This window comes from Aureimonas sp. D3 (genome assembly GCF_001463805.1).
Classification (GTDB): domain Bacteria; phylum Pseudomonadota; class Alphaproteobacteria; order Rhizobiales; family Rhizobiaceae; genus Aureimonas; species Aureimonas ureilytica_A.
Genome location: NZ_BBWM01000002.1, coordinates 148,558 through 168,237, shown reverse-complemented (window position 1 = coordinate 168,237; position 19,680 = coordinate 148,558). Strand labels below are relative to the sequence as shown.

The following is a 19,680-nucleotide window of genomic DNA, read 5'->3' as shown; positions in this document are numbered from 1 at the left end:
GTTCAGGCTTGGTCCGGTCGGTATCAGGCTGGTTCATGCGCCGTGCATTTCAGACCTCCGCAGCCCTGCTCGCGTCGCTCTTTCTGGGCGGTTGCCTCTCGTCCGGCGCGGCGTTGACGAGCGCCCCGGTAGCGCCGCTGCCGCCCGGCGCGCTGGCGCTGCGCCCCAGCCTGCCCAAGACTGGCAATGTCGCGCTGTCGGGTCGCGCCGAGCAGGGAGCCCTTGCGGCGCAGTATCAGGCCTTGCAGTTTGGGGCGGTCGGGCAGGCCGTGCCCTGGTCGGCCGACGGGTATCGCGGCGAGGTGGTGCCGACGCAGCTTTATCGGATCGGCTCGCAGGATTGCCGCGGCTATACGCATGTGATCACCAAAGGCAGCGCGACGACGCGTCAGGTCGGCACGGCCTGCCGCTCCGGCGCCGAGGGCTGGACGCCCGTCGGCTGATCTTGAGAGCGATGTGAATAGGCATCGGCGGCGGCCCTTGCTAGAGCAGCTATGTCCGCTCGAGTTGCGGCATGGTCCGTCGTTCTTTCGATCGGCGGGGAGGGAAGAGACCCATTGTTCTGGTTTGTCGCCGCCATCATGACCCTGCTCGCGACCGCCGCGACGATCCGCCCGCTTCTGCGCACACACGGATCGGCGGTTTCGCCGCGCCCGCTGCATGACGCCGAGGTCTATCGCGCGCAACTCGCCGAACTCGAGGCGGACCTGTCTCGCGGCGCCATCGGCGCTGACGAGGCCACAACAGCACGGGCCGAGATCGCGCGCCGGCTTTTGAAGTCCGAAGAGGCGGTGAAGGCTGCCGCATCGGAAGGTGGAGACCGGAACGGGCGGCTGGCGATCCTCGCCGGGCTCGCGGTGGCCCTGCTGCTGCCGGTCGGCACCTTTCTGTTTTATGATCGGGCCGGCTCGCCTGATATGAGCGACCAGCCTTTGGCCGGCCGCGCACCTCCCGCGCAGCCGTCCGACATTTCCGCCATGATGGCCGCTGTGGAGCGACGCCTGGCCGAGCGGCCGGACGATCTGACGGGCTGGAATGTCGCGGCGCCGGTTTATCTGCGGCTCGGAGACGCGGACAAGGCTGCGACGGCGTATCGCAATATTCTGAGGCTGGGGCCGCCGAGCGCTGCTGCGCAGGCCGGCTTGGGCGAGGCTCTGGTGCAGAAGGCCGGCGGCGAGGTGACGTTGGAGGCGCGCCAAGCCTTCGAAGCCGCGCTGGCGCTCGATCCCAACCTTCCCGCCGCTCGATTCTATCTCGCTCTCGGTCTGTCGCAGACGGGGCGATACGCCGAAGCCAAGGACGCGTGGGCCTCGCTGATCGATGTCTCACCGGCTGGCGCGCCCTGGCTCGCGCTGGCGCAGGGCGCATTGAGGGACGCGGAAGCCAAGCTCGGCAACCCGCCGCCCGGCCCTGATGCCGCCGCCATCGAAGTGGCCGGGCAACTCAGCGATACCGACCGCCAAGCCATGATCCAAGGCATGGTCGCGCAACTCGCAAGCCGCCTCGACGCCGCACCTGATGATGCGGATGGCTGGACGCGGTTGATCCGCTCCTATGCGGTGCTCGGAGACAAGGCGAAGGCCGAGGCGGCTGGTCGCAGGGCGCTCGGCGTCTTTCCTCCTGAAACCGCAGACGGTAAGTTGCTTCTCGCTCTTGCCAGGTCGCTCGGCCTCAACCTCTCGGGAGATGCGACGACGCGATGACCCGCAAGCAAAAGCGCCTGACTTCGATCTTCGGCATCCTTTTCGTCGTCGGAGCCGCCTTGGCTCTGGTGCTGACGGCCTTGTCCGACAGCGTCGCCTTCTTCAATTCCCCGACCGATCTTGCCACGCGCCCTCCGGTCGAGGGCCAGCGCATCCGTCTTGGCGGGCTGGTGGAAAGCGGAACGGTGGAGCGGGGCGCCGGTCAGGCCGTGCGCTTTCGCGTGACCGATACGGTTGAAAGCGTGCTCGTGCGCTATTCCGGCCTTTTGCCCGATCTCTTCCGGGAAGGGCAGGGCGTCGTTGCGGAAGGCACGATCGGCCCCGATCATGTCTTCGTGGCGGACACCGTGCTGGCCAAGCATGACGAGACCTATATGCCCAAGGAGGTCGTGGACGACATGAAGGCGCGCGGCCTCTGGAAGGACGGCGCCGTGGTTGCGAGTGAGCGACCCACCGCTTCCAAAGCCGGTGCGCCGGCCTCGACCGGAGCGGGCCTGTGATCGTCGAACTCGGCCATTTCGCGCTGGTCCTGGCTCTCGGGCTGGCGCTGGTGCAATCCGTCCTACCGCTTCTCGGCAGCCGCACGGGGGATAGCCGGCTGATGGAAACGGGAGGCATCACGTCGCTCGCCTGTTTCGCTCTTCTGGCCTTCGCGTTCGGCGCGCTGACCTTTGCCTATGTGACGTCGGACTTCTCGGTTCTGAACGTGGTCGAGAACAGCCATTCCCTGAAACCCATGCTCTACAAGGTGTCGGGCGTCTGGGGGAACCACGAAGGGTCGATGCTCCTCTGGGTGCTGATCCTTGCCTTTTTTGGCGCGTTGGTCGCCTCGTTCGGCGCGGACCTGCCGGCGAGTCTCAAGGCCAATGTCCTGTCGGTTCAGGCCTGGATTCTGGTGGCCTTCCTTCTGTTCATTCTGCTGACGTCCAACCCCTTCACCCGCGCAGTGCCCGCACCCTTCGAGGGGCAGGATCTCAACCCGATCCTTCAGGACATCGGCCTCGCGATTCATCCGCCGCTGCTCTATCTCGGCTATGTCGGCTTCTCGATCGCTTTTTCCTTCGCGGTCGCCGCCTTGATCGACGGGCGGATCGACGCGGCTTGGGCGCGCTGGGTGCGGCCCTGGACGCTGATCGCCTGGGTCTTCCTGACGGCCGGCATCGCCATGGGCTCCTACTGGGCTTATTACGAACTTGGCTGGGGTGGCTGGTGGTTCTGGGACCCGGTCGAGAACGCCTCCTTCATGCCTTGGCTCTCGGGCACGGCGCTGCTCCACTCGGCGCTGGTTATGGAAAAGCGCTCGGCGCTGAAGGTCTGGACGGTGCTTCTGGCGATCCTGACCTTCTCCCTGTCGCTGCTTGGCACCTTCCTCGTGCGCTCCGGCGTCCTGACCTCGGTTCACGCCTTCGCGGTGGACCCTGAGCGCGGCGTGTTCATCCTCGCCATCCTCTGCGTCTTCATCGGCGGCTCGCTGGCGCTCTTCGCCTGGCGGTCGAGCGAGCTCGAAAGCGGCGGGCTGTTCGCGCCGATCTCGCGCGAAGGCGCGCTGGTCTTCAACAACCTCTTCCTGACGACGGCGACGGCGACGGTTCTGACCGGCACGCTCTATCCGCTGGCGCTGGAGGTCACGACCGGCACCAAGATTTCCGTTGGCGCGCCCTTCTTCAACGCCACGTTCGGACCACTCATGGTGCCGCTTCTCTTTGCGGTTCCCTTCGGCCCGCTGCTCGCGTGGAAGCGCGGAGACCTTTGGGCAGCTGCACAACGGCTCTATGTCGCCATCGGCGCGGCTCTGGTCGCCATGGTGATTGTTCTGGCCGTCACGCAGGGGACGCGTATTCTGGCGGCGTTGGGCTTCGGCCTCGCTGTCTGGCTGCTGGTCGGCAGCCTGTGCGATCTTGCCGCGCGCGCTGGCTTACCGAAGGCCGGGCCGCGCCTTGCGCTGCGTCGCCTCGTCGGCTTGCCACGCTCCGCCTTTGGGACGGCGATCGCCCATTTCGGGCTCGGCGTGACGCTGTTCGGCGTCGTGTCCGTCAGCGCTTTCAGCACCGAGACGATCACCACCATGGCGCCGGGGGACACGTTGATGGCCGGCGGGGCGATCGTGCGCTTCGAGGGTCTGAGCCCTCGCGAAGGGCCGAACTATCACGAGGAGGTCGGCCGCTTCACCTTGATCCGCGACGGTGTGCCCGGCAGCGTGATCGAATCCTCCAAGCGTCTCTATCCCGCGCGGCAGATGCCGACGACGGAAGCCGGCATTCACACGCGCGGTTTCAGCCAGATCTATATCGCGCTGGGCGATGCGGCGGCCAATGGCGGAGCGACGGTCGTGCGCGTCTGGTACAAGCCATTTGTGACGCTGATCTGGCTGGGTGCCGTGGCCATGTCGCTCGGCGGCCTCGTATCCCTCGCGGACCGCCGCCTGCGCGTCGGTGCGCCGGCGCGCCGATCGTCAGCGCGGCCGAAGGCGGCGTGAGCATGAGCGTTTCGCGCTCGAAGGCGTTGATGGTCGCGGCGGTCTTGTCCTGCCTCGCTGCCACATCGGCCCCGGCGGTGCAGCCGGATGAAGTTCTTCCCGACGCTCGAATGGAGGCGCGCGCCCGCGCCCTTTCGGCCGAGCTGCGCTGCATGGTCTGCCAGAACCAGTCCATCGACGATTCCGATGCCCCGCTCGCCAAGGATCTGCGGGTTCTCGTGCGCCAGCGCCTTCTCGCGGGCGACAGCGACGAGAAGGTGCTGGATTATCTCGTGGCGCGCTACGGCCAGTTTGTGCTTCTGCGCCCGCGTTTCGAGCCGCAAACGCTGATCCTCTGGGGAACGCCGGTCCTGCTCTTGCTGGCCGGCGGCACCTTTCTATTTTTCTCTTGCCGACGTGAAACATCCGGGCCTGCGCCGCTCAGTGCGGCGGAGGAGCGCGCGGTGGCTGAGGCGTTGGACCGGATGGACGCCCGCGAGCCGCCGCGCGAAAACGAAAGCTCAGTGGGTCTCCGAGGTTAACAAGCTTTCATGCCTTCGAAAACTTGCCGTAATCTTCGATCCACTAGCTTCCGAGACATAGAAGCAGCGAGCAATGGCCGCTGCCGCCGAGATCGGAACCAGCGAGAGTGTTCATGACCCATACGATCACGACCAAGACGAAGCGCCGCCTGTCCGCCGCCGTGCTGGCTGCCGGTGTCGCCGGCCTCGCCTTCTCGGGCGGCGTCATCGCCAACACCACGCCGTCCTATGCGCAGGCCGTGCAAGTGAATCCGGCGGGCCAGAGCGCGGGTTTCGCCGATGTGGTCGAGAAGGTCTCGCCGGCCGTCGTCTCGGTTCGAGTGAAGGAAAAGATCGAGGACGCGGCCGATCGCGGTGACGCACAGCAGGGCTCGCCTTTCGAGAACCTGCCCGAAGGCCATCCGCTGCGCCGCTTCTTCGAGTTCGGCAATCCGAACGGCGGTCCGGGCGCGCCCGGCCAGCGTGCGCCGCGCCGCGCGCCGCGCGAAGGCATGGCACAAGGGTCCGGCTTCTTCATCTCGGATGACGGCTATATCGTCACCAACAACCACGTCGTGGAAGGTGGCACGAACTACACGATCGTCCTGAACGACGGCACGGAATATCAGGCCAAGCTCGTCGGCGCGGACAAGCGCACCGATCTGGCGCTGCTGAAGGTCGATGCCCCCAACACCAAGTTTACCTATGTCGGCTGGGCCGATGATTCCAAGGTCCGCGTCGGCGATTGGGTCGTGGCCGTCGGCAACCCGTTCGGCCTCGGTGGCTCGGTCACGTCGGGCATCGTCTCGGCCCGTGGCCGCGACATCGGCGCAGGCCCTTACGACGACTTCCTCCAGATCGACGCGCCGGTGAACCGAGGCAATTCGGGCGGTCCGGCCTTCAACCTTCAGGGGCAGGTGATTGGCATCAACACGGCCATCTTCTCGCCCTCGGGCGGTTCGGTCGGCATCGGCTTCGCCATTCCCGCATCCACGGCGCAGTCGGTGATCCAGTCGCTGCGTGAAAACGGCAACGTGCAGCGCGGCTGGCTCGGCGTGCAGATCGCGCCGGTGACGAAGGATATCGCCGAGGCGCTGGGCCTTGCCAACACGCATGGCGCCATCGTGACGCTGCCGGACAACGAGACGCCCGCCACCAAGGCCGGCATCCGTACCGGCGACGTGATCACCGCCGTCAACGGCGAAACGGTCGCCAGCCCCCGCGAACTGGCCCGCCGCGTGGCCGAGTTCAAGCCGGGCGCTTCCATCGACGTGACCGTCTGGCGCGACAATGCCGCCAAGCAGATCAAGGTGCAGCTCGGCAATCTCGCCTCGCTGGATGAAGCCTCCAACACCTCGGGCTCGGGCGGCGTGCCGGTGAACCCGTCCTCGCTGCGCGGCTACGGCCTGACGCTGACCCCGTCCGACGACGGGCAGGGTGTGGTCGTGACCGAAGTCGATCCCGACTCCGAGGCGGCCTCGCGCGGTGTATCGGCCGGCGACACGATCGTCGCCGTGAACGGAACGCAGGTGAAGTCGCAGCGCGACGTCGAAACCGCGATCAAGAGCGCCTCGACCAGCGGCCGCAAGGCGGCTCTATTCCAACTGCGCAACGGCGACCAGAACCGCTTCGTCGCCCTGCCGATCTCCGGCAGCTGAGCCGGTGAGGGGAGGCGCTGACCTCCCTTCCCATGCTGTCGGGGCGGCGCTTTCGAACGAGGCGCCGCCCTTTTTTGTTGAATCGCACGATCCTGACGGAGGGGACAGATGACGCTGCCGGCGCTTTCGCCTACATCCGATGCCATGCGCATCCTCTTGATCGAAGACGACAACGAAGCCGCCTCCTATCTTCAGAAGGCTTTCCGGGAATCGGGTCATGTGCCCGATCACGCGGCCGATGGGGAAACGGGCCTGCACATGGCCGAGACCCAATCCTACGATGTTCTGGTCGTGGATCGGATGCTGCCGCAGCGGGACGGGCTTTCGGTGATCTCGGCCCTGCGCGACAAGGGCAACATGACGCCGGCGTTGATCCTCTCGGCGCTTGGCCAGGTGGACGATCGCGTCACGGGCCTGCGCGCGGGCGGCGACGATTATCTTTCCAAGCCCTATGCCTTTTCCGAGCTTCTGGCGCGGGTCGAGGTGCTGGGTCGTCGCCGGGCGACCAAGGATGTGGAGACGGCCTACAAGGTCGGCGACCTCGAACTCGACCGGCTGTCCCATGAGGTGAAGCGCGGCGGCAAGACGATCATCCTCCAGCCGCGCGAGTTTCGTCTGCTCGAATATCTCATGAAACATGCGGGGCAGGTGGTGACGCGCACCATGCTTCTGGAGAATGTCTGGGACTATCATTTCGACCCGCAGACCAACGTGATCGACGTTCATATCTCGCGCCTTCGCTCCAAGATCGAGCGCGATGTCGGAGAGCCCTTGCTGCATACGGTGCGCGGCTCCGGCTATATCCTGCGGCCGGGGCAGGGGTGAGCGCAGCCCAGCCACGTATCGGCCAGCCCATGCGAACCATGACCCGCATCCGTGACCTCTGGCGGGTCACGGCCTTCCGCCTTTCGGCGATCTACCTCTGCCTCTTCGCGGTTTTCGCCGCCATTCTGCTTTTTTACGTCACGGGTTCGGCGGCTTCGATCCTTCAGACGCAGAACCGCGACACGATCAACGAAGAGATCGACGAACTCGGGCGGATCTATCAAAATTCCGGTTTGGTCGGTCTGGTGCGCAGCATCGATCGGCGGTCGCGCCAGCCCGGCGCATCGCTCTATCTGATGACGGATGCCACGGGCCGCATTCTCGCCGGCAATGTCGAAAGCCTGGAAGCGGGCGTGCTGGACGATCCTGGTTTCGTCAGCCATGCCTTTCGCTATGCGCGCTTCACCGAAGACCCGGATGATCGCTACCATTCCGCCATCGCGCAGGTCATCCAACTGCCCAACGGGCTTCGGGTTCTGGTCGGCCGCGACCAGACCGAACTCGACCGCATTCGTCTCGTGGTGCGCAACGCCCTGATCCTGGCGCTCGGGCTGATGAGTGTCGGCGCGCTGATCGCCTGGTTCCTCGTCGGGCGCTCGGCGCTGCACCGGCTCGACAATATGTCAGTCTCTACCGCCCGCATCATGGCGGGCGATCTGAACGAGCGTCTGCCGGTGGCCGGAACGGGCGACGAGTTCGACCGCCTGTCGGAAAACCTCAACGTGCTTCTGGCCCGCATCTCGCATCTGCAGGAAGGGCTGCGGCAGGTCTCCGACAATATCGCCCATGATCTGAAGACGCCGCTGACGCGTCTTCGCAACCGCGTGGAATCGGCTCTTGGCGGGGCGCACACCGCGTCCGAACCCGAACTGCGCGGCGCGTTGGAAGGCGTGATGGCGGAGGCGGACGGCATGATCCGCACCTTCGACGCGTTGTTGATGATCAGCCGCGTCGAAGCAGGGTCGCATCCGGCCTTGAAGACGCAGGTCGACATCGCCGCCATCGTGCGCGACGTGACGGAGCTCTACGAGCCTTCGGCAGAGGACGAGGGCGGGGCGCTGGAGGTCGAAGCGCCGGACAGCCTCATGGCCGAGGTCAGCCGCGAGCTGATTGCCCAAGCCCTGTCCAATCTCATCGACAATGCCTTGAAATACGGTCTGCCGGCTGAAGCGGCCCTGCGCATCCGGGTGGAGCTGACGGCCGAGGAGAGAAGTTTTTCCTTATCGGTGGCCGACAATGGTGCGGGCATTCCGGCGGACAAACGGGCCCGTGTGCTGGAGCGATTCTATCGGCTGGACGAAAGCCGCACCAAGCCCGGATCGGGTCTCGGTCTCTCGCTGGTCCAGGCCATCGCCGGCATTCACGGTGGAACGATGATGTTGGACGATGCCGCGCCAGGGCTTATCGTTCGGCTGCACATACCGATCGAGGGAGGACAGATTGCCGACGAGGGATGACGGAAAGCTCGCGCCGCGCTTCCAAGGCGCGCTTTCCCTGGTGCCTTTGTCCGTGGACAAGGCGCTCTCCTACCTCGGCGATCTCAAGGCGGCAGCTGATGCCGAGGGGCTGGAGCGCTTGTCGGCATGGCTGTCGGCCGCTGCGCAGGACAAAAACCGCGAGCGTCTGGGCGCGGCGCTGTCCCTCTCGCCGCATTTGGAAGGGCTGGCTCTGCGCTCTCCGCGCTGGCTGGAGCAGCTGTTCGACGAGGAGCCGAAGGCTCGAATCGCGGCGTTGATCGCCTCGCTGCAAGCCCCACTCTCGGATGACGCGACCGAAGCCGGCTTGATGGCGGAGCTGCGTCAGGTGCGCAACGAGGCCTCGTTTCTGATCGCGCTGGACGATCTCTTCGGCGCGGCGACGCCGCTGGAGACGACGCGCCACCTGTCGCAACTGGCCGAAGCGGCCGTCGCGCGCGCCTTGCGCTTTTGCCTTTCCGATCTCCATCGCCGTGGTAGCCTGCGCCTACCGAACCCGGCGCGGCCAGAGGAGGGCTCTGGCCTGTTCGTGCTCGGCATGGGCAAGCTTGGCGGCGAAGAGCTGAACTATTCCAGCGACATCGACCTGATCGTCTTGTTCGAGCCGGAAGCCGAAGCCGTGCTCGATCCGCCCGAAAGCGTCGAGCTGTTCTCGCGCCTCGCGCGCCGCCTCGTGAAGATGATCGGCGAGCGCACCAGGGACGGCTACGTCTTCCGCACCGATCTTCGCCTTCGCCCCGACCCGTCCGCCATGCCGCTCGCCGTGCCCGTACCGACCGCTCTGGTTTACTATGAAGGCTCGGGTCGCGATTGGGAGCGCGCGGCCATGATCAAGGCGCGGCCCATCGCTGGCGACGAGGCGGCGGCCAGCGCCTTCATGCGGGATATCGCGCCCTTCGTCTGGCGGCGCTATCTCGATTTCGTCGCCATCGGCGACATTCACGCCATGAAGATGCGGATCGACCGCCATCGCGGCTTCGAAAGCATCCTGGTCGCCGGGCAGAACGTGAAGCTCGGGCGCGGCGGCATCCGCGAGATCGAATTCTTCGCGCAGGCCCAGCAATTGATCGCCGGTGGGCGCAACCCGGCTCTTCGATTGCGTCGTACGGACGAGGCCCTGGCCCGTCTGGGGCAGGAGGGGTGGATTGAAAGCACGACCGCCGAAGAGCTGACGGAAGCTTACTGGTTCCTGCGCCGCGTCGAACACGCGATCCAGATGGTGGCGGACGAGCAGAGCCACACGCTGCCCGAAACGACTGAAGAGCTCACGCGCATCGCCAAGCTCTGTAATTTCGAAACGTTGGAGGCTTTCTCGCAGGCGCTGACCCGCCGCCTCGAAACCGTCGAGGCGCGGTTCTCGTCGCTCTTCGCCGACCATGCGCCCGCTCGCTCGCAGGAAGGGGCGACGGCGCTCCTCAGCGATGCCGAAGACGAAGCGGCACTTCACTGGCTGAGCCAGCTCGGCTATCGCCGACCGGCCGATGTCGGGCGCATCGTGCAGGGCTGGGGCGCCGGGCGCTACCGTGCGACGCGCTCGGAGGCGGCGCGCGAACAGTTGGTGCGTGTTCTGCCCTCGCTGCTCGAAGCCTTCGGCAAGGGACAGGACCCCGATAACGCGCTGGCCGGGTTCGATCGGTTCCTGCAAGGCTTGCCGTCCGGCCTTCAGTTCTTCTCGCTGATCGCGTCCAATCCCCGCCTTCTGGAGCTTCTGGCACTGGCGATCACCGCCGCGCCGCGTCTGGCCGATACGATCTCGCTGCGCCCGCATGTTTTCGACGCACTTCTGGATCCGGCCTTCTACCGAGAGATCCCGACGCGCGAACTCCTGCGCCAGCGGCTGTCGGCCTTCCTGCGCGATGCCCAGTTCCTGGAAGAGCGTTTGGCGCGGCTGCGCATCTTTGCCTCCGAACAGCGCTTTCTCGTCGGCATTCGCCTGTTGGCCGGCGCCATCGAAGGCGAGGCGGCGGGGGCCGCCTTCACGGCTTTGGCCGATGTCGTTCTTGAAGTTCTGGTGGAGGCGGTGGAGGCGGAGTTCCGTCGCGCCCATGGACGCGTGCCGGGCGGGCGTCTCGTGGTGCTGGGGCTCGGTCGGCTCGGCAGCGGCGAGCTGACCGCGAGTTCCGATGTCGATCTCATGCTGCTCTATGACCATGATCCAGCGGCTGAGACCTCGGACGGCGACAGGCCTCTGCCGGTCTCGACCTATTATACGCGCCTCACGCAGCGTCTCATCGCGGCGTTGACCTCGCCCATGGCCGATGGCGTGCTCTACGAGGTCGATTTCCGTCTGCGCCCTTCCGGCAACAAGGGGCCGCTCGCAACCCACATCGACGCCTTCCGCAAGTATCAGCGCGAAGCCTGGACTTGGGAGCGCATGGCGCTGACGCGCTCACGCGTTCTGTCCGGTGAGACTGATTTCGCGGGTGAAATCCGCCAAGCCATCCGTGAGGCGATCGAGAGCCACGCGCAGGATCCGCTTCTACGCTACGACGTCGCCGACATGCGCGCGCGGCTGGACGTGCAGAAGCCACCACGCGGCACGCTCGATCTCAAGCGGCTGGCGGGCGGTCTGACCGACCTCGAATTCATTGCCCAATGGGCCATCCTGACCGGCACCGTGCCGCTGGACCTGATCGGCCGGCCAACGGAACAGGTGCTCCGTGAACTGGCCCGGCGTCTTCCCGATCGCGCGGATGCCGATGGTTTGCCGGCCGCGATGGCGGATTTCACGCGCATCGTGCAACTGGTCCGGCTTGGCCCCGGCACGGCCTTCAACGTGTCCGATCTGCCGGCTGGTCTGGCCGACCGGCTGGCGCGCTCGCTCGATTTGGCCGACCAAAGCGGGATCGAGCCCCATATCGCCGATCTGGCGGAGCGGGTACGAGCCGCGTTCTGTGCGCTGATCCCCTTCGAAGGGGCGGGGGACGACAAGCTGCCACGCAGCTGAAACGGAGCGCGCCGGGCTCGCAAATTCGCCGGAGGATACGCTCGGGTTGCAACCGAGCGCGCCTTCGCTTCGGTCGAATGATCAGAAGCAAGGCGTTGGAGCTTTCCAGCAGGCTCCGACGCGGACGCACGCCACCATAGGACGCAGAAGACTCCAAGCCCTCGTGAAGAGCGCGTGCGCGTCAGGCTGCGACGGAAACCGAGTGCGAGTTGTGATCCAGGCTTCCGTCATCGCAGGGAAGGCGGATCGAAACGGCCGTTCCCTCGCCGACGGACGAGACGATGCGCATGGAGCCGCCCTGCATCTCGACCAGCGAGCGCGCGATCGCAAGGCCGAGACCGGTGCCCTTGTGGGTGCGCGTCAGCTCGTTTTCCACCTGCTCGAACGGTCGGCCAAGGCTGCGCAGTGCCGCGCGTGGAATGCCGATGCCATTGTCGGCGATCGTCACCGTGACGTGGCCCCGATACATCCTGGCGCGAACCCGCACCTCGCCGCCTGCGCCCGTGAACTTCACGGCATTGGCGATCAGGTTGAGAAGGATCTGCTTGGTGGCGCGTCGGTCCCCGGTGAGAACGAGATGCTCCGGGCTTTCCACCTTGAGATTGAGGTTCTTGGAACCGGCCTGCACTTCCACGATCTTGGTGGCTTCCGCGAGAATGGCGGGAAAGTCCACCTGCTCCTTCAAAAGGACCATGCGCCCGGCTTCGATCTTCGACATGTCCAGAATGTCGTTGATCAGCTTCAGGAGGTAATGACCGCTCTGGTGAATGTCGGCCGCATATTCGGTGTATTTGGCGTTGCCGATCGGTCCGAAGCTTTCCTCGTGCATGATCTCGGAAAAGCCGATGATGGCGTTGAGCGGCGTGCGCAGCTCGTGGCTCATATTGGCGAGGAAGGTCGTCTTCGCCTGGTTGGCGCTTTCGGCGCGATCCTTCTCGATCATGTATTTGTGGTTCAGCTCGGCCAGCTCGCGCGCCTTGGCCTCGGCGTCGCGCCGCGAGGCGGAGAGGTCGTTGATCGTCGCCATGAGACGGCGCTCGGAATCGCTGAGCCGCTCCTGATGAACCTTGAGCTGCGTCACATCCGTGCCGATGGCGACATGGCTGCCGTCGGGCATGGTGCGTTCCGAAATCTGGAGCCAGCGCCCATCGGCCAGAAGCGTTTCCGAGGCCCGCTCGCCCTGCACGAAGGTCGAGCTCGTCAGCTTGCGCTCGGCGATCGGCTTGCGCCCTTTGGCGCGAACCGCCTCGAAGGACGCGCCGATCTGAACGTCGGCGTCGGTCAGGCCGAAGACTTCCTGATATTTCGAGTTGCACAGGACGAGACGGTCGTCCGCATCCCAGAGAACGAAGGTCTCTGAAATATTCTCGATGGCGTTTTGGAGGCGCGTGTTGGCCTCGTCGGTCATGCGCGCGAGCAGCTGATTCTCGCTGACATCGACAGCGACGCCGATCAGATGAATCTCGTTGTCCGGCGTGCGGACGACCTCGGCGCGGGCGCGCAGCCAGAGGAATTGCCCATCGGCGCGGCGCATTCGGAACGAGCGCTCGAAATGGCCGACCGAGCCCGACGCGATCTGCCGGGCGAATTCGAAAAAGGAGCCATCCTCGGGGTGGAGGAGCTCGGCGACCTCGGAAAAGGCCAGCACGTCTTCGCGCGGCGTCATGCCGAGGATTTCATACATGGAGCGGGACCAATACATGCGCCCGCGCGCCAGATCCCAGTCCCATAGGCCGCATCGGCCGCGCGACAGGGCGGTCTCCACGCGCCGATGCTGATCGAACAACATACGGTCCGCCACGCCCGCGCGCATGGCCTGCCGGTAATAGGCGAGCAGGATGGTGAGGAAGACGAGACAGGTCAGGCAGAACAGCGTGACCGACAGCGAAGCGGAGCGGCGCCATTCGGAGTAGAGCTGGCTGTCGAGACGAATGAACACGGCGCTGCCGAGCTGGTCCGTCAGATGCGCCGCCGTGGCGCGCCCCTTGGTGCCCGCGAGCGTCACCGGCATCACGCCCGCGCGCTCCCCGAAGACGCTGAGCGGCTGACTGCCGTCCAGGACGGTGTCGAGACTTTGCCCGATCATCTCCTCTTGGCCGAAGGTGGCCGCAAGGATGCGACCCTGCCGGTCGGTGATCAGGGCGACGAGCCCGTCATCCTTGAGGAAAAGGGGCAAGGCGGCCGACAGAAGCTGGACCGCCCGCTGGCGCGGTTCCGTCGTCTCCGACTCCAGCCCGGCATCTTCGGCGCGCATCAGGCTGGCCACGACGCGCAGCTCGTTGGCCGCGCGCGCTTGAATGGCATCCCGCGCCTCGACCAGCGACAGGATGCTCGCCAGTGCGACGGCGACCAGAAACGCGACCACGCAATAGGGAATGAGAGTGCGCATGACGGGCTCGTACTCGCCGAGCCGCTCGCGCAGGGTCTGAAGAGAAGGGGTTGCAACCTTTAACGACAAGATCCGAATCCACCCCGAAATTCGGGACGAATCGGCTCCTGCCGGTACGCTGGAAGCGTCCGACATCATTCAACGACCCCTCGTCCGTCGACCTTGAATCCGGGCTCCGCCAGCCCGACTCACGGGTCAATCAAACAGAGCGCGACTCGCTTGTCCAGCGTCGGCGAGCTCAAACAGAGAGGCCGAAGCAAGCCTCAAATCTTGCTGTTGCGGGCTGCACACAGGGTTTTCACAAGATTTCCTTCGAACGCAGTTAACAAATCGTGAACATCGAAACGGCAAGGCCCGGAACGCTGATTTTGTTCACGAAAACGGCAAAACGCCGCACGGCACAATGGCGGCGCGGCGTTCTGAGAAAGTGCTGCGGTGATCAGCCGAGCGTGCGTGTCAGAATGTCCGACAGGTCGCGCGACAGGTCGTTCCGGCTGGCAAGGTCGCGCAGGGCGGCCTCGGCCGCCGCGCGGCGGGGCGCGTCGAAGGAGCGCCAGGAGCGGAAGGCTGTGGCAAGACGGGCCGCCGTCTGCGGGTTGAGCCGATCCAGCTCGCCGAGTTGCTCGGCCACCCAGCGATAGCCCGCGCCATCGGCGCGATTGAACCCGCGCTGGTTGCCGCTCGCAAAGCCCCCGATCAGAGCGCGCGCGCGGTTCGGGTTGCCGAGCGTGAACTTGGGATGCTGGCGCAGCCGTTCCATCGCTTCGACGCTGCCGTCGCTCGGTGCGGTCGCCTGGAGGGTGAACCACTTGTCGAGCACCAGCGCATCACTCTCGAAGCGCCGATAAAAGGCGGCGAGGGCGGACTGCGTCTCGTCGCTGCCGGGGAATAGCTGCACCAGCGCACTGATGGCCGACAGCCGGTCGGTCATATTGCTCGCCTGTTCAAACTCCGCAAAGAGAGGCGCCGCCGATGTCTGCGCGATAGCGACCGCCGGCAGGAGCGCGGCGCGAAGGGCGCGCCGGCCTGCGCTGGCCGCATCCGCGCTGAAGGGCGCGGAGCCATCCGATAGCGACGCGCGCAACCGCTCGAACTCAGGCCCACCGGCCTCCGCTAAAGCCCGTAGCGCCCCGCGCCGGGCACGGTGGATGGCTTCCGGGTCGATCTCGCTGCCGATCAGACGCGCGATTTCGGGCTCGCCCGGCAGGGTCACCATCAGCGCCCGCAAGGCGGGCTCCAGCGCTTGGTCGGACGCCGAGCGGCACAGAGCCTCGATCACGGCCGGATCATAAGTGGCCCCGCGCCCTTCGGTCTCGCTCAGCGACGCGCTGCGCAGCATGTCGCCCGTGAGATCGGTCAACACCCGCCAGCGACCGAACGGATTGGGGTCGAGCGCGGCCAAGGCCAACCGGGCCTCGCGCGGCTGGTCGTGGCGCAGGGTCACGGGAGCCGAGAAGTCACGCAGGATCGAAACCAGCGGGCGCTCGCCACCGACCTCGAACACGAGTTCCGCCCGGCTCGTCGTCAGGTGGATGACGTCGCCCTCGATCTCGGCTTCGCCGGCCACCGGCTCGATCGCGAGATCCTCGCCTGCTCGGCTCACCAGTCCGAAGCGGATCGGCATATGGAACGGGTGCGTGCCGGTGCCCGCCGCGCCCTTGGCGAGGTCCTGCTCCAGGATCAGCGTCAGTTGGCCGCCGTCATATTGCTCGGTGATCGTCAGCGTCGGCGTGCCGGCCTGATGATACCAAAGGGCGAATTGCGAGAGGTCCGTGTCGCCGGCTTCCCCGAAGCAGCGCAGGAAATCCTCGATCGTCGCCGCTTCGCCGTCATGGCGCTCGAAATAGAGATCCATGCCGGAGCGGAAATTCTCGGCGCCGAGGATCGTTTCGATCATGCGCACCAGCTCTGCGCCCTTCTCGTAGACGGTCGCCGTGTAGAAATTGTTGATCTCACGGTAGCGCGTCGGGCGCACGGGATGCTGAAGCGGCCCCTGGTCCTCGGGGAATTGCTGCGCTTTCAAGCCGTGGACGGAACTGATGCGCTTGACCGGGCGCGAGCGCTCGTCGGCCGAGAATTCCTGGTCGCGATAAACGGTCAGGCCCTCTTTCAGGCAGAGCTGGAACCAGTCGCGGCAGGTGATGCGATTGCCCGTCCAGTTGTGGAAATATTCGTGCGCGATCACCGTTTCGACACCGGCATAGTCGCCATCGGTCGCGGTGTCTGGGTCGAGCAGCACGTATTTGTGATTGAAGACGTTAAGACCCTTGTTCTCCATCGCCCCCATGTTGAAGTCGGAAATGGCGACGATGTTGAACACGTCGAGATCGTATTCGCGCCCGAAGCGCCGCTCGTCCCAGACCATGGAGCGCTTCAGCGCGTCCATCGCGTAGGTCGCCCGGTGGCTTAGTCCTTTTTCGGTGAAGATGACGAGCTTGACGTCCCGTCCGCTGGCGGTGGTGAAGCGGTCCTCCAGCGGGTCGAGATCGCCCGCAACCAGCGCGAAGAGATAGGAGGGCTTGGGATGCGGATCGTCCCAGACGGCGAAATGCCGGCCACCGTCCAGTTCGCCCGACTCCATCGGATTGCCATTGGCCAGGAGCACCGGCGCGCTCGCGCGATCGGCCTCGAGCCGCACGCGATAGGTCGCGAGCACGTCCGGTCGGTCCAGGAAATAGGTGAGGCGGCGAAAGCCCTCCGCCTCGCATTGCGTGCACCAGACGCCGTTGGAGCGGTAGAGGCCCATCAGCTGCGTGTTGGTTTCAGGCGAAAGCCGGGTCTCGACCCGCAGCACGAAGCGCCCGCGAGCCGGCAGGTCGCGCACCGTGAGCTGATCGGGGCTCGCGTCGAACTGCTCGGCCGTGACCGGCTCGCCGTTCAGATGGAGGCCGGTCAGCACGAGCTCGTCGCCATCCAGCACGAGCGGCGCGGTTTCGGAGGTCTCGGGCCGGCGTTCCAGCGTGATGTCGGTGACGACCTCCGCCGCGCCTTCCACGAGGCGCACCAGCATCTCGACATGATGGATCGCGAAATCGGTCGGCCGATAGTCTTCGAGGCGAATGATATGTCCGTCGTCGGTCCGCAGCATGGGAGGTCTCGCCTTTCGGAAGAGTCGTTCCCGCTGGGATAGCGCCCCATCGGCCTCTTTGCCAACATGGCGCTCAGCCGACATCGCGCTTGGGGAGCATCGCGCTTGGGCGTTCACGCACTGTGTCGAAGGCGAACGCAAGTTGCCTCGCGATATGACGTTCCCGCCTCGACGCGCCGGGGCGACTTGCCTATCACCCCTTTATCCGGGCCGTCGCCCAGTTTGCGTCGCGGGCGGCCGGCCGCTCCGCTTGATGGGTCTCAAGGCTCGCGGGCGACAAGCCGAAGCATGATCCGATGAGTTCTCCCCCCGCCGCGCCCGTCCACCAGCCCATGATCGGCATCGGGCTGAAGGTTCTGTCCGTCATCATCTTCGTGGGCATGCAAACCGCGCTGAAGACGCTGGGCGAGACCATTCCGGCGGGCCAGCTCGTGTTCTTCCGCTCGTTTTTTGCGCTGGTGCCCGTCGTGATCTATCTCGCCTATCTCGGCGAATTCCGCACGGCGCTGCGCACGGACGATATCGGGGGCCATTTCCTGCGCGGCATCATCGGCGTCACGTCCATGGGGCTCGGCTTCTTCGCGCTGTCGCGGCTGCCCTATCCCGAATGGATCGCCATTTCCTATGCCTCGCCCTTGCTGACGGTGATCTTCGCGGCACTGTTCCTGAAGGAAACGGTGCGCGCCTATCGCTGGGCGGCGGTGCTGGTCGGGTTGTTCGGCATTCTGGTGGTGGCCGCGCCCAATTTCACGCTGACGGCCGAGCACGCCGACCCCGATCGCGCCTATGGCATTCTGGCCTCGATCGGCGGCGCAGCCTTCGCGGCCATCGCGATGATCCAAGTGCGCCGTCTCGTGCGCAAGGAGCGCACGCCCACCATCGTCGTCTATTTCTCGCTGACCTCCAGCCTCGTCGCCCTGTCGACCATTGTCTTCGGCTGGGTCTGGCCGAACCCGGCGCAGCTCGCCGCGCTGGTGATTTCCGGCCTGTGCGGCGGTGTCGCCCAGCTTCTGCTGACGGCCTGCTATCGCTACGCCGACACGTCCACCATCGCGCCCTTCGAATACACGTCCATGCTTCTGGCTATCGCGATCGGCGTCCAGTTCTTCGGCGAGACCATCCAGGCGACGACGCTGATCGGCGCGGCCATCGTCATCGGCTCGGGCGTCTTCATCATCTATCGCGAGCACCGGCTCGGGATCGAACGGCGCAAGGCGCGCCGCGTGTCCTCGCCGCAGGGTTGAACCGTAGAGCCCGTCCGAAAAGTCCACCGGGTCAGCTCGGCGGCGCTTTCCGGACGGCCTCTTACTCTCCCGCTGCGTTCGCTTCCGCGCGCGGGTCGAGTTCGAAGGACGCCGGCGTCTGCGTGCGGGCGAAGGGGACGGACTGGAAGTCGTCGCGATCCTCCGCCGGCACCGCCTGACGGCGCGCCATGCGGTAGGCCGCATAGGCGGCGAGCGCCAGATGCGCCCCACCGGTCGCCACGAAGATGCCGGTCGGGCCGCCGCGCTCCATCAGCCAGGCCGCCAGCATCGGCCCGCCCATCGTGCCGAACCCGTAGAGAATGAGCAGCCCGCCCGAAATCTTCACGAAATCGGCCGGCTCGGCGAAGTCATTGGCATGAGCGACCGCCAGCGAATAGGCGGGATAGATGACGCCGCCGATCACGAAGGCGATGGCGAAGAGGCCGAGCGTGTTGCCGGACCAGCCGACAAGCGCGAAAGCCGCCGCGCCCATGCCGATCAGCCCGGCCAACACCATCACGGCGCGCCGGTCGATCCGGTCCGACAGGCGGCCGAGCGGTACTTGCAGAACCGCGCCGCCCGCCATGGTGGAAACGAGAAGCGTCGAGATTTCGGCGGTGGACAGACCGATCTTCTGGCCGAATACGGGGGCCATGTTGGTCCAGGCACCCGACAGGATGCCCGAGGCGAAGACGCCCATCACGGCGGCCGGCGAGTTGCGATAGATCGCGGCAAGATCCAGCCGCACCTGCGTCAGCGGTTTGGGGCTTTCGGCGCGCGACAGCGCCGTCGGGATCACGGCCAGCGCATAGAGAATAGCGCAGATCATGAAGCCGGCCGCGAGTTCCGGCCGGGCGATCGGCATGGCGAACTGGCCGCCGATCATCGCCGCCATGGAGATGACCATGTAGAGCGAGAAGATGCGCCCGCGCGTTTCGTTGGTCACGCGCTCGTTCAGCCAGCTTTCGATGACCATGTAGGCGCCCGCCAGCGCGAAGCCGGCCAGACCCCGCGCCAGAATCCAGGCGACGGGGTGCACGATCAGCCCGTTCAGCAAAACCGAGATCGCCAGCAGCGCGGCGAGCGAGGAGAAGGTGCGCACATGCCCGGCCGAGCGCACGATGGCCGGCATGACGACGCAGCCGATCGTGAAGAGCACGGCATAACCTGTCCCCATCAAGCCGATCTCGTAAGGGCTCCAGCCTTCGATCGCCGCGCGCACGGGCAGGAGGATGCCTTGCAGCCCCGCGCCCGCCATCAGGAAGAAGGTGGAGAGAAGCAGCGAGACGATCGGCAGGATGTCGGCGCGCATGGGGCAATTCCAGGCTGAAGCGTAGGGCTTTCTGGAAGTAGCGCAGTCCGCGCTGCGGCGCAC

The 19,680-nt window shown here is 65.9% G+C and carries 13 protein-coding genes; 10 read left to right on the top strand and 3 right to left on the bottom strand.

The annotated features are described in order from the left end of the window. Nucleotides 1–35: 35 nt before the first annotated feature. The 9 genes from AUL36_RS00905 to AUL36_RS00865 all read left to right on the top strand — a co-directional run bounded on the left by AUL36_RS00905 (nt 36) and on the right by AUL36_RS00865 (nt 11,584). Nucleotides 36–443: a hypothetical protein gene (locus AUL36_RS00905; RefSeq protein WP_058636485.1), complete on the top strand. Its 408-nt coding sequence runs from the start codon at nt 36–38 to the stop codon at nt 441–443. Nucleotides 444–557: 114 nt separating this feature from the next. Continuing rightward, a complete protein-coding gene (ccmI, locus tag AUL36_RS00900) occupies nt 558–1,703 on the top strand; it encodes a c-type cytochrome biogenesis protein CcmI (RefSeq protein WP_062216996.1) in 1,146 nt (381 codons plus the stop codon). Then, the gene (ccmE, locus tag AUL36_RS00895) at nt 1,700–2,203 is read left to right on the top strand and encodes a cytochrome c maturation protein CcmE (protein ID WP_062216993.1); all 504 of its coding nucleotides are present in this window, start codon (nt 1,700–1,702) and stop codon (nt 2,201–2,203) included. The genes ccmI and ccmE overlap by 4 nt, the downstream gene beginning before the upstream one ends. Further along, a complete protein-coding gene (locus AUL36_RS00890) occupies nt 2,200–4,179 on the top strand; it encodes a heme lyase CcmF/NrfE family subunit (RefSeq protein WP_062216989.1) in 1,980 nt (659 codons plus the stop codon). Before ccmE ends, AUL36_RS00890 begins: the two co-directional genes overlap by 4 nt. A gap of 2 nt (nt 4,180–4,181) precedes the next feature. Then, nucleotides 4,182–4,700: a cytochrome c-type biogenesis protein gene (locus tag AUL36_RS00885; protein WP_062216985.1), complete on the top strand. Its 519-nt coding sequence runs from the start codon at nt 4,182–4,184 to the stop codon at nt 4,698–4,700. A gap of 113 nt (nt 4,701–4,813) precedes the next feature. Beyond that, nucleotides 4,814–6,337 (top strand): Do family serine endopeptidase, encoded by a 1,524-nt coding sequence (locus AUL36_RS00880; RefSeq protein ID WP_058636481.1) that lies wholly within the window; start codon nt 4,814–4,816, stop codon nt 6,335–6,337. Nucleotides 6,338–6,445: 108 nt separating this feature from the next. After that, entirely contained in the window at nt 6,446–7,162 is a 717-nt protein-coding gene (locus AUL36_RS00875) for a response regulator transcription factor (RefSeq protein ID WP_062216982.1), read from the top strand. 38 nt (nt 7,163–7,200) lie between these two features. Beyond that, on the top strand, nt 7,201–8,619 hold the full coding sequence (locus AUL36_RS00870; protein ID WP_062216979.1) for a sensor histidine kinase: 1,419 nt from the start codon (nt 7,201–7,203) through the stop codon (nt 8,617–8,619). Continuing rightward, entirely contained in the window at nt 8,603–11,584 is a 2,982-nt protein-coding gene (locus tag AUL36_RS00865) for a bifunctional [glutamine synthetase] adenylyltransferase/[glutamine synthetase]-adenylyl-L-tyrosine phosphorylase (RefSeq protein WP_062216977.1), read from the top strand. Before AUL36_RS00870 ends, AUL36_RS00865 begins: the two co-directional genes overlap by 17 nt. Before the next feature lie 181 nt (nt 11,585–11,765). On the opposite strand, the gene AUL36_RS00860 is transcribed toward AUL36_RS00865, so the two are convergent. Continuing rightward, entirely contained in the window at nt 11,766–14,042 is a 2,277-nt protein-coding gene (locus AUL36_RS00860; RefSeq protein WP_062216974.1) for a PAS domain-containing sensor histidine kinase, read from the bottom strand. A 370-nt stretch (nt 14,043–14,412) separates the two neighbouring features. Next, complete coding sequence (gene pepN, locus AUL36_RS00855; protein ID WP_062216971.1) at nt 14,413–17,061, bottom strand: aminopeptidase N; 2,649 nt, start codon at nt 17,059–17,061, stop codon at nt 14,413–14,415. 296 nt (nt 17,062–17,357) lie between these two features. On the opposite strand from pepN, the gene AUL36_RS00850 reads away from it, so the two are divergent. Continuing rightward, nucleotides 17,358–18,305, top strand: coding sequence for a DMT family transporter (locus AUL36_RS00850; protein ID WP_058600697.1), 948 nt, complete (start codon nt 17,358–17,360; stop codon nt 18,303–18,305). A gap of 61 nt (nt 18,306–18,366) precedes the next feature. Here AUL36_RS00850 and AUL36_RS00845 read toward each other — a convergent pair whose 3' ends face one another. Further along, nucleotides 18,367–19,617 (bottom strand): MFS transporter, encoded by a 1,251-nt coding sequence (locus tag AUL36_RS00845; protein WP_062216968.1) that lies wholly within the window; start codon nt 19,615–19,617, stop codon nt 18,367–18,369. Nucleotides 19,618–19,680 lie beyond the last annotated feature (63 nt).